Source organism: Serratia bockelmannii (assembly GCF_051803255.1).
GTDB classification, from domain to species: Bacteria; Pseudomonadota; Gammaproteobacteria; order Enterobacterales; family Enterobacteriaceae; genus Serratia; species Serratia bockelmannii.
Window position 1 is genome coordinate 3038793 of the sequence record NZ_CP196512.1, and the last position, 13907, is coordinate 3052699.

The 13907-nt window shown below is 59.6% G+C and carries 15 protein-coding genes; 12 read left to right on the forward strand and 3 right to left on the reverse strand.

Annotated elements, in window-relative coordinates:
* Positions 1-218 precede the first annotated feature (218 nt).
* The 4 genes from fliD to ACSJLU_RS14525 all read left to right on the forward strand — a co-directional run bounded on the left by fliD (position 219) and on the right by ACSJLU_RS14525 (position 3593).
* Positions 219-1619, forward strand: a complete 1401-nt coding sequence (fliD, locus tag ACSJLU_RS14510) for a flagellar filament capping protein FliD (protein WP_127146012.1) — start codon at positions 219-221, stop codon at positions 1617-1619.
* Between the two features lie 26 nt (positions 1620-1645).
* Entirely contained in the window at positions 1646-2056 is a 411-nt protein-coding gene (fliS, locus tag ACSJLU_RS14515; RefSeq protein ID WP_025303243.1) for a flagellar export chaperone FliS, read from the forward strand.
* On the forward strand, positions 2056-2424 hold the full coding sequence (fliT, locus tag ACSJLU_RS14520; protein ID WP_004934765.1) for a flagella biosynthesis regulatory protein FliT: 369 nt from the start codon (positions 2056-2058) through the stop codon (positions 2422-2424). Before fliS ends, fliT begins: the two co-directional genes overlap by 1 nt.
* 308 nt (positions 2425-2732) lie before the next feature.
* Positions 2733-3593: a helix-turn-helix transcriptional regulator gene (locus ACSJLU_RS14525; protein ID WP_025303244.1), complete on the forward strand. Its 861-nt coding sequence runs from the start codon at positions 2733-2735 to the stop codon at positions 3591-3593.
* 479 nt (positions 3594-4072) lie between these two features.
* On the opposite strand, the gene ACSJLU_RS14530 is transcribed toward ACSJLU_RS14525, so the two are convergent.
* Complete coding sequence (locus ACSJLU_RS14530; protein WP_025303245.1) at positions 4073-5002, reverse strand: LysR family transcriptional regulator; 930 nt, start codon at positions 5000-5002, stop codon at positions 4073-4075.
* Positions 5003-5130: 128 nt separating this feature from the next.
* Between ACSJLU_RS14530 and ACSJLU_RS14535 the strand changes: the two genes are divergently transcribed.
* Positions 5131-5730 carry an FMN-dependent NADH-azoreductase gene (locus ACSJLU_RS14535; protein ID WP_060433359.1) on the forward strand — a complete coding sequence of 200 codons (600 nt, stop codon included), beginning with the start codon at positions 5131-5133 and terminating at the stop codon, positions 5728-5730.
* Positions 5731-5903: 173 nt separating this feature from the next.
* Here ACSJLU_RS14535 and ACSJLU_RS14540 read toward each other — a convergent pair whose 3' ends face one another.
* Both ACSJLU_RS14540 and fliE read right to left on the reverse strand, forming a co-directional pair.
* Positions 5904-6107 (reverse strand): hypothetical protein, encoded by a 204-nt coding sequence (locus tag ACSJLU_RS14540; protein WP_141998313.1) that lies wholly within the window; start codon positions 6105-6107, stop codon positions 5904-5906.
* 77 nt (positions 6108-6184) lie between these two features.
* Positions 6185-6499, reverse strand: a complete 315-nt coding sequence (fliE, locus tag ACSJLU_RS14545) for a flagellar hook-basal body complex protein FliE (RefSeq protein ID WP_025159836.1) — start codon at positions 6497-6499, stop codon at positions 6185-6187.
* A 315-nt stretch (positions 6500-6814) separates the two neighbouring features.
* On the opposite strand from fliE, the gene fliF reads away from it, so the two are divergent.
* The 7 genes from fliF to fliL all read left to right on the forward strand — a co-directional run bounded on the left by fliF (position 6815) and on the right by fliL (position 13907).
* Positions 6815-8515 (forward strand): flagellar basal-body MS-ring/collar protein FliF, encoded by a 1701-nt coding sequence (gene fliF, locus ACSJLU_RS14550; RefSeq protein ID WP_025303248.1) that lies wholly within the window; start codon positions 6815-6817, stop codon positions 8513-8515.
* Positions 8512-9504 carry a flagellar motor switch protein FliG gene (gene fliG / locus ACSJLU_RS14555; protein WP_025303249.1) on the forward strand — a complete coding sequence of 331 codons (993 nt, stop codon included), beginning with the start codon at positions 8512-8514 and terminating at the stop codon, positions 9502-9504. Before fliF ends, fliG begins: the two co-directional genes overlap by 4 nt.
* Positions 9497-10201 (forward strand): flagellar assembly protein FliH, encoded by a 705-nt coding sequence (gene fliH / locus ACSJLU_RS14560; RefSeq protein ID WP_342096352.1) that lies wholly within the window; start codon positions 9497-9499, stop codon positions 10199-10201. Before fliG ends, fliH begins: the two co-directional genes overlap by 8 nt.
* Positions 10201-11562: a flagellar protein export ATPase FliI gene (fliI, locus tag ACSJLU_RS14565; protein WP_004934781.1), complete on the forward strand. Its 1362-nt coding sequence runs from the start codon at positions 10201-10203 to the stop codon at positions 11560-11562. The genes fliH and fliI overlap by 1 nt, the downstream gene beginning before the upstream one ends.
* A 21-nt stretch (positions 11563-11583) precedes the next feature.
* Positions 11584-12030: a flagellar export protein FliJ gene (fliJ, locus tag ACSJLU_RS14570; RefSeq protein WP_043138615.1), complete on the forward strand. Its 447-nt coding sequence runs from the start codon at positions 11584-11586 to the stop codon at positions 12028-12030.
* The gene (locus tag ACSJLU_RS14575; RefSeq protein ID WP_342096353.1) at positions 12027-13256 is read left to right on the forward strand and encodes a flagellar hook-length control protein FliK; all 1230 of its coding nucleotides are present in this window, start codon (positions 12027-12029) and stop codon (positions 13254-13256) included. The genes fliJ and ACSJLU_RS14575 overlap by 4 nt, the downstream gene beginning before the upstream one ends.
* 165 nt (positions 13257-13421) lie before the next feature.
* On the forward strand, positions 13422-13907 hold the full coding sequence (gene fliL / locus ACSJLU_RS14580; protein WP_025303253.1) for a flagellar basal body-associated protein FliL: 486 nt from the start codon (positions 13422-13424) through the stop codon (positions 13905-13907).

Consider the following 13907-nt stretch of genomic DNA (forward strand, 5'->3'; position numbering starts at 1 on the left):
TGCCCACGGCGTCAACCACCGTCTCCTCAGGTATCGGCCCTCCCCTAACAACCTTTAGCAATTTTTTAAAATTTTTTGCGTCTGCGGCAATGGCAGAAATAACGCGGTTTTTCCCTCCTCTATTGCGCCATCGGTTTTTTGCTTTTATCGGTAAACTTTTTCATCACTGGGCCGATAACGCGTAAAGCGAATAAAGTCATCATCAAGGAGAATTACTCATGGCAACGATCAGTTCATTAGGTCTCGGCTCAGGACTCGACCTCAACGGCTTGCTGGATAAGCTGACCAAAGCGGAACAACAGCGTCTGACCCCTTACACCACCAAGCAATCCAGCTATAACGCCCAGTTGACCGGTTACGGCACGTTGAAAGGCGCGCTGGAAAAATTCGACAACCTCAGCAAAGAGATGGCGAAGGAGGATTTCTTCAAGGCGACTACCGCCACCGAACACGACGCCTTTAAAATCACCACCAACGCCAAGGCGGTGCCGGGCAACTACGTGGTAGAAGTCAAGAACCTGGCGCAGGCGCAAACTCTGACCACTCAGGCGAAAGTCAGCGACCAAGGCGCTAAATTAGGTACCGAAGGCGCCACCGACCGCTCGCTGACCATCACCGCCGGCAACCCGCCGAAAGAAACCAAAATCCCGCTCAGCGACGATCAAACTTCGCTGGTTGAGCTGCGCGACGCCATCAACGGTGCCAAAGCCGGCGTCACCGCCAGCATCATGCGCGTCGGCGACAACGATTATCAATTGGCGGTCAGTTCCTCCACCACCGGCGAAAACAACAAGATTTCCCTCCAGGTCGATAACGACGATAAGCTGGGCGATATCCTGAACTACAACGCCACGCGTGGCACCTCCACCGCCATGAAGCAGACGGTCGCGCCGCAGGATGCGGAGCTGATGGTGAACGGCACTGCCATCAAACGCAGCACCAACTCGATCAGCGATGCCCTGCAGGGCGTCACCATCGATTTGAAAACCAAAACCAAAACCGATGAACCGCAGCACCTGGTGATCAGCACCAACACCGCCGGCACCACCGACAAAATCAAAGAGTGGGTCGACAGCTATAACTCATTGCTGGATACCTTCAACGCGTTGTCCAAGTTCACCCCGGTGAAAACCGGCGAAGCGCCAAACCCCAGCAACGGTCCGCTGCTGGGCGACAACACCCTGCGCGGCGTTCAGTCGTCGATCAAAAGCGCCCTGAGTGCAGCCCAGGACAACCCGGAGTTGAAAGGCCTGGGCAACCTCGGCATTTCCACCAACACCAAAACCGGCAAGTTGGAAATCGACAGCGCCAAGCTGAAGAAAGCGATGGATGAGAAGCCGGATCAGGTCAGCAACTTCTTCGTCGGCAACGGCAAAGACACCGGCATGGCCACCGAGATCCACAACCAGATCCAAAGCTACATCAAATCCGGCGGCATCATCGAGAACTCGACCAAAAGCATCAACACCAACCTCGATCGCCTGAACAGCCAGATCACCACGGTCACCGCCAGCATTCAGAACACCATCGATCGTTATAAACAACAGTTCGTTCAGCTGGATACCATGATGTCGAAAATGAACGGCACCAGTAACTATTTGGCTCAACAGTTCAAGTAACCCTTTAACAAGGTAAAGAAAACAGCATGTATAACCGTAGCGGCACTCAGGCCTATGCGCAGGTCAGTCTGGAAAGCGGCGCCATGAGCGCCAGCCCGCACCAGTTAATCGTGATGTTGTTCGACGGGGCGCTCAGCGCCCTGCTTCGCGCACGCATCCTGATGAACCAGGGCGATATCGCCGGCAAAGGTATGGCGCTGTCCAAAGCCATCAATATCATCGACAACGGTCTGAAAAGCGGCCTCGACCCTCAGCAGGGCGGCGAGATCGCCGAAAACCTGGCGGCGTTGTACGACTATATGAAGCGTCGGCTGATGCAGGCCAACCTGCACAACGACGAAGCGGCGATCGCCGAAGTGGTCAAACTGCTGGAAAACATCGCCGACGCCTGGCGCCAGATTGGCCCTAACTACCAACCTTCGCAGGACGCCATGTAATGGAACGTCAACAGCAGCTGTTAGCCGCTTATCAACAAATTTATAGCCTGAGCAGCCAGATGATCGCGCTGGCGCAAACCGGGCGCTGGGAGGAGCTCGTCGAGCTCGAATTCGCTTACGTGACGGCGGTGGAAAAAACCGCCGCCTTCACCGGGCAAGCCGGCCCGTCAATGGCCTTGCAGGAGATGCTGCGCAATAAGCTGCAACAGATCCTCGACAACGAAACCGAGCTCAAACGTCTGTTACAGCAGCGGATGGATGAGCTGAAGATGCTGATCGAACAGTCCACGCGCCAGAACGTGGTCAACAATACCTACGGCCAGTTTCATGATCGTGCGCTGTTGCTGGGGGAACCACAGGTCCGATAAGATCGACAATACTGACGAAAATGGATTAAATAGCACTATGCGCTATTACTCTCGGGTTACGTTAGGATATTAATCTATGGCATTTGAATTATTCAGTTTATGGGTAATTGGTAAAATGCGCGCTTCGAGCCTGGCTCTCACTTTAATGGATAAACATTATCCCGACACGGACGTTTTCTGTTCAGCAGGAAATTGATTTTTGATAGATAAAACACGCCGCTGTGTTTCACGGCCCATGGAAAAATGTTGCTCCAACGCGGATCAAAGCGTAAAGATATTCTCAGATAATGGCTGCGAAATGAATATCGATGGAACGTACAATTAATCTCTGTCCAGGAATTGGCGCCTCAGCGCACATCATTCAGCATACTGAATTATTATTCCCTTCAGTCTATTTTGAGCAACCACATCTGTATCTGATACAACAAGGCCATAAGCGCGTACGCTGGCAACAACACGAGGTGGTGGCTCATGCCGGCGAGCTGTTGATTATCGACGGGGGGCAAACGGTGGATATTATTAATGGCCCATCCGCAGAAGGTGTTTTCAGCTGCCAGTTGCTGACCTGCGATCCACGGCTGCTCACGATTCAGCCTCCGGCTGAGGAAGCGCCGACGCCAATGCCGTTCGATGCCGTCCTGGCGCTGCGCAACCTGCCCTGCGCCCTGAAGCACAGTTTTGAGACGACCAGCCTGGCGCTGGCGCTCCGGCAGCGGTTTCCCACCATCATCGTGCGGCACAAAATGCTGGAAATTCTGCTGTGGCTGGCCCAGTTCGGCATTCGCTTCATCCACAACGAAGCCAAAGACCTCACCCAACGCGTGCGTCGCTGCCTGGCAACCGATCCGCACAGCATTTGGACGGCGGCCAAAGTGGCGGAAAGCCTGTCGATGAGTGAAGTGATGCTGCGCCGCAAACTGTCGATGGAAAATACCGCATTGCGTAATCTGATGATCGACGTGCGCATGAGTAGCGCGCTGGCCCTGCTGCAGTCGACCGACTGGCCGATCTCCGCCATTGCGCAACATGTCGGCTATGAAAGCGCATCACGTTTCGCCGAACGTTTTCGCAAACGTTTCGGTTTCGCCCCTACCGCTATTCGCGGTCATCAAAGGATTATGGAACCCGGCTCTCAAGGCATTGAGTCGCTGGTCGCCGGAGAAACCTAAATAGACGCGTAACAAAATGGCTTTATTTGACACAGATCCCTAACGATTGTCACACCGCCGAGATACGCTACGCAACGTTCATCCGCCGAAGAGCGAAATAAATGATGCGTAATGAAAAGCGATTATTTTCTCTAGCAATCACGTTGTTGGGGCTGTGGCTGTTGGTATTGTTGTATGAAGAAGACATGATGCGTTTACTTGCCGCACAATAAAACGGCCAGGCTTTTTATCGCCTGGTCAGACTTCAGTCCAGTTTAACCAGAACGCCAATTAATACGGCAAGTACCGTCAGCATTAAAATACTGATCAGACGCCATCTGGATTCGCTTTTCGTGCTCATTGACCTGCCTCGAATAATAACCCTACTAATCAGGCTATAATAAACGGTCACCTGCGTATTCAATAAGCCTGACAGCACCGTTTTCGCCCCTCTATTCGGTAGATTAGCGCCCATTCCTTGTCGGTTGCGACACCGGCCATTAGCACGGCAATACCGGTGGTGCCACAAGCGCCAATTTCCCCGGTAGCTCCGCCACCAGTTTTTCCACCGCCAGCCGCACCTTGAGCGGCTGGTAAGGCATATAGGGCCACACGGCATTCACCGGAAAACTGAGGCTGGATCCACCGCGCATGATTTCCACCAGCGTCCCTGCCATCAGCCGCTCGCGTACCAGCCACTCCGGCAGCCAGGCAATACCGGCTCCGGCGGAAACGGCATCGACGATCCCCTGCATGTCATCCATCATCATCTTGGCCGGTGGCCTGAACGACTGCAGCTCACCGTTTTCGCCGCGAAGTTGCCAGGGCAACACGGCGCCGGCGTGCAGATACCCCACCGCCTGGTGTTGGCTTAACGCGTCCAGCGTGCTCGGTTCACCACTGCGCCGCAGGTAGTCGGGCGAGGCGCACAGCAGCATGCCGTGTTCGCCCAAGCGCCGGGCAACCAAACTGCCGCTGTCCGCCAGTTCGCCGATGCGAACCGCCAGATCGAACCCCTCATCGATCAGATCGATCCTGCGGTCGTTGAACGAAATTTCCAGCGTCAGTAAGGGATGCTCATTCGCCAGTGCCGTCATCAAGGGTGCAATGCACAGATGGCCGAACAACACCGGCATCGAGATCCTGAGCCGGCCTCGGACCTGCATCTTGCCACTGTCCAACTGGTTTTCCGCCGCCTGAACGTTCGCCAACGCCTGCCGGCAGTGCTCGTAGTACAACGCCCCTTCATCCGTCAGGCTCAGGCTGCGCGTCGTGCGCATAAACAACATCACGCCCAGCCGCGCCTCCAGACGCGACACGATTTTGCTGACCGCAGAACGTGTCAGATGCAATTTTTCTGCGGCGGCGGCAAAACTGCCGCCTTCCGCTACGGCAACAAACGCCGGCAGTGCGCTGAGATCGCTTTTCATCTTAATGCTTCCAAATTGGAATCAATTAAGTGAAAACCTATCACCACTGGTGAGCATCAGGCAATGGTAACCTGCAGTCATTCCGGAGTCCCGGTGAAAACCACAGATTACCGTCAGAGGACAACAGCATGAAAAAAATACTGGTACTCAAATCCAGCATTATGGGAAACGACTCGCAGACCAATAACCTGATTGACCACTATCTGGCGGCGCGTCGGGCCAAAGGATATGAAGATCAGATCGTCGAACACGATTTGGCGGCCTTGGATCTGCCGGTATTGGACGGCGAGCTGTTCGATGCGCTGCGAGGCGCAGAAAACATCAGCCCACGCGCCAAAGCGACGGTAGCGCTCTCCGACCGGCTGATTGCCGAACTGAAAGGGAGCGATCTGCTGCTGATCGGCGCGCCGATGTATAACCTCAACGTTCCAACCCAGCTGAAAAACTGGTTCGATCTGGTGGCCCGCGCCCGGGTGACGTTCAACTATACCGCCACTTACCCAGTGGGGCTGGTAGAAGGCGTCAATGCGCTGGTATTCAGTTCACGCGGCGGCATACACGCCGGCCAGCCGACCGACGCCGTGACGCCGTACCTGCGCTCGGTGATGGGGCTGATGGGGATCGGCGACGTGCAGTTTATCTATGCCGAAGGGCTGGATATGAAACCGCACGGCCTCGCTCAGGGGTTGGCGAACGCCCGCGAGCGGATCGCAGAATTGGCAGGCTGAAGCAAACGCACAGCAGCATTGATTTGTTATAACATAACAAATATGATAACCGCGTCGGCACCACTTCGAGCGGGCGTCGACGCTCCTACATCACATACATAAATGTTTTATCGCACCTTCAGCCAGCTATTTCGATAGCTGGTTTTTTTTGCCTATTGGCTGAAGTCGTGACTTCAGTATTGCCGGGCAGCGCGTTTCATTTCTCGCTCGCCGGGCGACTGCGTTTTCACCGACAGTGGCGCGACAAACGCTTTCCATTCTTTGCCGGCGTCCTGATGAGCCGCGTTTTTTTGTGCCGATGAATAGTCATCGTTTTGCCCGGCGCATCCAGACAACGCCATGATACCCAGAGCAAGATACAGCGATTTGTACATCATCCTATCCCGATAAATGACCGTCGCTATAGGGTAACAGCGCCGACCCAAATTTCACTGAAAAATGATCGGCACGTTCATCACACCGGCATATTCATAATATCCTGGTAGGCCGCCACCAGCTTGTTGCGCACCTGTACGCCCAGCTGTAAAGACACCGACGATTTCTGCAGATCGACCATCACATCGTTCAGGCTGATGCCCGGCACGCCCAGTTCGAAATCCTGCGCCTGTTTGCGCGCCGTTTGCTGGGTCTCGCTGATCTTGCCGAGCGCCGCGGTCAGTTCGCTGGCGAAGCTGACGCCCTGCGGCGCCGCATTCTGCCCCATCTTGCCGGCCTGAACCGCCATGGTCTGCATCTGCTGCAGTACCCCTTCAATGCCCTGAATCGCCATCTGATCCTCAATCATCTCGTCTCGCCGGGTAACGTTTTCACCCTGCACTTCTCCAATGATGCACACCCTAGCACAGCGTTTTCAGACCTAAAGCGGTTAATTAACTGCAAAAAACCCGGCTTATCGGGCAATCGGAATCGTCTGATAAGGCGAATAATGGCCTGCCCAGAAATGGGAGCGCCGCTATTTAGAAGATATGTGTATCAGGGAGTCTGTTTTGTCACACAACGCTAACCATACCGTTCATCAGCCTGGCAGGGAGCTGCTCAGCCGCCCATACGGGATCGTGAGCGCCATTGAAGGACGAGACCTAAAATGAGTGCTTCGATAACCGCCGGCGAAAGCCGCGACAACGGCCTGCAAGCCATCTGGAATCGTCTGCGCGCCAACCCGAAAATTCCGTTGCTGGTCGCCGCTTCCGCCGCGATCGCGATCGTCGTCGCGCTGCTGTTGTGGGTGAAAAGCCCCGACTACCGCGTGCTGTACAGCAATCTGAACGACCGCGACGGCGGCGCCATCGTCACCCAGCTGACGCAGATGAATATCCCTTATCGCTTTGCCGAAAATGGCGCAGCGCTGCTGATCCCGGCGGAAAAAGTGCATGAAACCCGTCTGCGCCTCGCGCAGCAAGGGCTGCCGAAAGGCGGCGCCGTCGGTTTCGAACTGCTGGATCAGGAAAAATTCGGCATCAGCCAGTTCAGCGAGCAGATCAACTATCAGCGCGCCCTTGAAGGCGAGCTGTCGCGCACCATCGAGTCGCTGGGGCCGGTGCAAAACGCCCGCGTTCACCTGGCGTTGCCGAAACCCTCGCTGTTCGTACGCGAACAGAAATCTCCTTCCGCGTCGGTGACGCTGACCCTGCAACCCGGCCGTGCGCTGGACGACGGCCAGATCAACGCCATCGTTTATATGGTGTCGAGCAGCGTCGCCGGCCTGCCGCCGGGCAACGTGACCGTGGTCGACCAGGCTGGCCGCCTGCTGACGCAGTCCGACGGCACCGGGCGCGATCTCAACGCCTCGCAGCTGAAATACGCCAACGAAGTGGAAAACGGCTTCCAGCGCCGCATCGAGGCGATCCTCGCCCCGGTGGTCGGCAGCGCCAACGTGCGCGCGCAGGTCACGGCGCAGATCGACTTCGCCACGCGCGAGCAAACCGATGAACAGTACCAACCTAACCAACAGCCTGACAAAGCCGCTATTCGCTCTCAGCAAACCAGCCTGAGCGAGCAGATCGGCGGGCCACAGGTGGGCGGCGTGCCAGGCGCGCTGTCCAATCAGCCAAGCGCACCGGCCACCGCGCCGATTGAGACCGTCAAGCCGGCCAACGCCGCAGGCAACAATGCCAATGCCACCGCGCAAAACGCCGCAACCACCCGCAGCGCGGCGGCCAACGGCGTACCGCAAAACACCCGTCGCGACGCGACTACCAACTACGAACTCGACCGCACCATTCGCCACACCCAGCAAAAGGCCGGCACCGTGCAGCGCCTGTCGGTCGCCGTGGTAGTCAACTACCTCGGCGTAGATAAAGACGGCAAACCGCAGCCAATGAGCAAAGAGCAGTTGGCGCAGATCGAAGCGCTGGTGCGTGAAGCGATGGGCTACTCCAGCAGCCGTGGCGATACCCTGAACGTGGTCAACACGCCGTTTACCGACAGTCAGGTGACCGGTGGCGAACTGCCGTTCTGGCAAAGCCAGTCGTTTATCGATCGCCTGATCGACGCGGGCCGCTATCTGCTGGTGCTGCTGGTGGCCTGGCTGCTGTGGCGCAAACTGGTGCGGCCACAGCTGCAACAGCGCCAGGCGGCGCAACAGGCCGCCATCGCCGCCGCCAATGCCCCTGCCGCCAAACCGGCCGACAGCGGCAAACCGAGCAACGAGGAGCTGGCGCAGCGTCGTAAATCGCAGCAGCGCGTCAGCGCAGAAGTCCAGAGCCAGCGGATCCGCGATCTGGCTGATAAAGACCCACGCGTGGTCGCTCTGGTAATCCGCCAATGGATGAGTAACGAGATATGAGCCTGACCGGAACCGACAAAAGCGCCATCTTGCTGATGACGCTGGGTGAAGATCGCGCGGCGGAGGTGTTCAAGCACCTCTCCTCGCGCGAAGTACAGCTGCTGAGCGGCACCATGGCCGGCATGAGCCAGGTTTCGCACAAACAGCTCGGCGAAGTACTGACCGAGTTTGAAGACGACGCCGAGCAATACGCGGCGCTGAGCGTCAACGCCAGCGACTATCTGCGCTCGGTGCTGGTCAAGGCCCTGGGCGAAGAGCGCGCCGCCAGCCTGCTGGAAGACATTCTCGAATCGCGCGAGACCACCACCGGCATGGAAACGCTCAACTTTATGGAGCCGCAGAGCGCTGCCGATCTGATCCGCGACGAACACCCGCAGATCATCGCCACTATTCTGGTGCACCTCAAACGCGGCCAGGCGGCGGATATCCTGGCCCTGTTCGACGAACGTCTGCGCAACGACGTGATGCTGCGTATCGCCACCTTCGGCGGCGTGCAGCCGGCGGCGTTGGCGGAGCTGACCGAAGTGCTGAACAACCTGCTCGACGGCCAGAACCTCAAGCGCAGCAAAATGGGCGGGGTGCGCACCGCCGCCGAGATCATCAACCTGATGAAAACCCAGCAGGAAGAAGCGGTCATCGACGCGATGCGCGAATACGACGGCGAGCTGGCGCAGAAGATCATCGACGAGATGTTCCTGTTCGAAAACCTGGTGGAAGTCGACGATCGCAGCATCCAGCGTCTGCTGCAGGAAGTGGAAGGCGAGTCGCTGCTGATCGCATTGAAAGGCGCCGAACAGCCGCTGCGCGAGAAGTTCCTCAAGAACATGTCGCAACGCGCCGCCGACATCCTGCGCGACGATCTGGCCAACCGTGGGCCGGTGCGCATGTCGCAGGTGGAGAACGAGCAGAAAGCCATCCTGTTGGTGGTAAGACGCCTGGCGGAAACCGGCGAAATGATCATTGGCGGCGGCGAGGACACCTATGTCTGATCGCATTAACACCCTGCCCTGGCAGCCCTGGTCGCTCAACGATTTGGGCGAACAGAAACCGGCGTTCGACCTGCCGCCGCTGCCGGATCTCGAACAAAGCGATCCGTCGCCGGACGCGCAGGCCGAATTGCAACAGCAGTTGGCGACGCTGCGGCTGCAGGCTGAGCAACAGGGCCAGCAGTTGGGCTATGCCGACGGCCAGCAAAAAGGCTATGAAGCCGGTTTTCAGTCCGGTCTGGAAGAAGGCCGTCAGCAAGGGCTGCTGGAAGCGCAGCAGCAGCAACAGCCGCTGACCGCCCACTGGCAGCAGTTGGTTACCGAATTCCAGCACACGCTGGACGCGCTCGACAGCGTGATCGCTTCACGGTTGATGCAGCTGGCGTTGACCGCCGCCAAACAGGTGCTGGGCCAGCCGCCGGTGTGCGACGGCACCGCCCTGCTCGCGCAGATCCAACAGCTGATCCAGCAGGAGCCGATGTTCAACGGCAAGCCGCAGCTGCGGGTCCACCCGTACGACTACCCCCGCGTCGAGCAACAGTTGGGGGTTACCCTCAGCCTGCACGGCTGGCGCCTGTTGGCGGACGGCGAACTGCATCCGGGCGGCTGCAAGGTCAGCGCCGAGGAAGGCGATCTCGACGCCAGCCTGGCGACGCGCTGGCATGAACTGTGCCGCCTGGCGGCACCGGGAGAAGTCTGATGACCGCGCGTCTCGGCCGCTGGCTGAGTTCTCTGGATACGCTGGAAAAACGCATCGCCCGCGCGCCGACGGTGCGCCGCTACGGCCGCCTGACCCGCGCCACCGGGCTGGTGCTGGAGGCTACCGGCCTGCAGCTGCCGCTCGGCGCGACCTGCCTCATCGAACGGCACGACGCCGGTGAAGTGCAGGAAGTGGAAAGCGAAGTGGTCGGCTTCAACGGCCAGCGGCTGTTCCTGATGCCGCTGGAAGAAGTCGAAGGCATCGTGCCGGGCGCGCGGGTTTACGCCCGCATCGCGCCGGAAGGCCAAAGCGCCGGCAAACAGCTGCCGCTCGGCCCAGCCCTGTTGGGACGGGTGCTGGACGGCAGCGCCAAACCGCTCGACGGCCTGCCTTCACCGGAAACCGGTTACCGCGCGCCACTGATCACCGCGCCGTTCAACCCCTTGCAGCGCACGCCGATCGAGCAGGTGCTGGACGTGGGGGTGCGCACCATCAACGGTCTGCTGACCGTCGGTCGCGGCCAGCGCATGGGCCTGTTCGCCGGCTCCGGCGTCGGCAAGAGCGTGTTGCTCGGCATGATGGCCCGTTATACCCAGGCAGATGTGATCGTCGTTGGCCTGATCGGCGAGCGCGGCCGCGAGGTCAAAGACTTTATCGAGAACATTCTCGGTGCCGAAGGCCGGGCGCGCTCGGTGGTGATCGCTGCGCCGGCGGACGTATCGCCGTTGCTGCGCATGCAGGGGGCGGCCTACGCCACCCGCATCGCCGAAGATTTCCGCGATCGCGGGCAGCACGTGTTGCTGATCATGGACTCCCTTACCCGCTACGCCATGGCGCAGCGTGAGATCGCCCTGGCCATCGGCGAACCGCCGGCGACCAAAGGCTATCCGCCTTCGGTCTTCGCCAAACTGCCTGCGCTGGTGGAACGCGCGGGTAACGGCATCAGCGGCGGCGGTTCCATTACCGCCTTCTACACCGTATTGACCGAAGGGGACGATCAGCAAGACCCGATCGCCGACTCGGCGCGCGCCATCCTCGACGGCCACGTGGTGCTGTCCCGGCGCCTGGCGGAAGCCGGCCATTACCCGGCTATCGACATCGAAGCGTCAATCAGCCGCGCCATGACGTCGCTGATCGACGAAGAGCATTACCGCCGGGTACGCACCTTCAAACAGATGCTGGCCAGCTATCAGCGCAACCGCGATCTGATCAGCGTCGGCGCCTACGCGGCGGGCAGCGATCCGTTGCTGGACAAAGCGATGACGCTGTATCCGCAGATGGAAGCTTACCTGCAGCAGGGCATCTTTGAACGCAGCGGCTATGATGAAGCCTGTCAACAGCTGCAGCAGTTGATTGTTTAACGTCACCAGAGGCGCACAGCGATGAAATCACAATCCCCCCTGATTACCCTGCGAGATCTGGCGCAGGACGCGGTGGAACAGGCCGCGCAACAGCTGGGCCAGGTACGGCAGGCGCAGCAGGCGGCAGAGCAACAGCTGTCGATGCTGCTCAACTATCAGGACGAATACCGCCAGAAGCTGAATCATACGCTTTGCGACGGCATGGACAGCTCTAGCTGGCAAAACTACCAGCAGTTTATCGGCACGCTGGAACAGGCCATCGACCAGCACCGCCAGCAGCTGCTGCAGTGGGGGCAGAAAGTGGATCATGCGGTGAAGCAATGGCAAGACAAACAACAGCGGCTGAACGCTTTCGAGACCCTGCATACCCGCGCCTTAAATGCGGAGCAGCAGCAGGAGAACAAACGGGATCAAAAACTGATGGATGAGTTCGCTCAACGCAGTGCACAAAGGAATATCAACCCATGAATCTGAACGCCCTGCCCGGCCTGGCCTTACCCGGCGACGCCGGCGGCCTGGCCGAACTGACGTCGGCGCTGGATGAGAGCCAGTTGTCGTCGGCCTTCGCCCAGCTGCTCGGCGCACGTTTCGCGCCCGCCGCCGATGGCAAACAGCCGCCGGTCGCGCTGAGCGCGGACGAGGAACGCGCCCCGGCCCTGAGCCGCAACCAGCTCAATCAACTGCTAGCCACCTTCGGCGAGCGCGGCGGCCTGCTGCAGAACCCGGCCACCCCAGCCGATGCGCTTTCACCTGAAGGCGCCGAAGCCGAGGCACCCACCGCCGGCGACAAACCGGCGCAACCACCGATCGCCGCCGCCAAAGAGCTGGATGCCGCAACGCTGCAGGCGCTGTACGCCATGCTGCCGGCCGCGCTCGTCGCCCAGGCGCAACCGACCGAAGGCCAACGTTCGCTGCCGGTGGAAAACGCTGACGAGGCGACTGCACTGCTGCCCGGCAATGGCCTGCTGAACATTGCGGCGGCCGGTGATAAAACCGCCGCGCGTTCATCGGCATCCCCTGCTTCGTCGCTGACAGGGGCGAAAACGCCGGCCACCGGCGACGATAATGCCAAGGCGGCGCTCCCGCAACCGATCAGCGGTGAGCGCGCAAGTACCGCACAGCCGCTGCCGGCGAGCGATGCGCAGCAGCAACCGACGCTCAACCATGCCGTCGCCCTGGCCGCCGCCAGCCCAACGCAAACGGCCGCACCGGCCAGCGCACTGGTGACCGCACCGCCTACGCCGCAGCTCAACGCGCAGCTGGGCAGCCCGGAATGGCAGCAGGCGTTGAACCAACAGGTGCTGATGTTCCACCGCAACGGCCAGCAAAGTGCCGAGCTGCGCCTGCACCCGCAGGAGCTGGGCGCCTTGCAGATCACGCTGAAACTGGACGATCAGCAGGCGCAATTGCACATTGCCTCCGCCCACGGTCAGGTGCGCGCGGCGGTGGAAGCAGCGATGCCGCAGCTGCGTCACGCGCTGGCGGAGAGCGGCATCAACCTGGGGCAAAGCAGCGTGGGCGGCGAGTCCACCCCGCAATGGCAACAGGGGCAGCAGCAGGCGTCCAACGGCCAGGGGCGTTCCAGCTATGCTGAACATGCTGGCGGTGAGGCTGCGGCCGCCGACGGCGTCAGCGCGCCGGTGGCGCTGCAGCGCATGGCCAGTGCGGTCAACGGCGTCGATATTTTCGCCTGAGCCGCCGCAAACGCCCAAGCTGGCACCCATTTGCGCGTCTATTCAGGCTATTGCACGCCGTGATAGACGCGATAATACCTTTACATGTCATGCGTGCGGCTTTGCCGCGCGCCATGCCCGCCGCCTCGCAGGTTGCGGGTGGAACAACAGGAATTAGATTTGGCTATGTCTCAGAACACCCTTCCGGCAGCACCGAAACGCTCCCTTCTGGTCATCCTGCTGGTATTGATCAGCGTCGTCGCCTGTGGCGCCGCGGGCTACAGCTGGTGGCTGCTGCAACAGCATAAAAACGGCGCCGAACCGGCCGCCGTCAAACAGCAACCGCCGGCCGCGCCGGTGTTCATGCCGCTCGACACCTTTACCGTCAACCTGGTGACGCCGGACAACAACCCGGATCGCGTGCTGTATATCGGCCTCACGCTGCGTCTGCCGGACGAAAGTACCCGCCGTCAGCTGAACGATTTTCTGCCGGAAGTGCGCAGCCGCTTGCTGATGCTGCTCTCCCGTCAGGAAGCGGGCCAGCTGGCCAATGAACAAGGGAAGCAACAGCTGGTGGCGCAGATTAAGGACGTGCTCAGCCCGCCGCTGGTTAAGGGACAACCGAAGCAGGTGGTCAGCGACGTGCTGTTCACCGCCTTCATACTGCGGTAA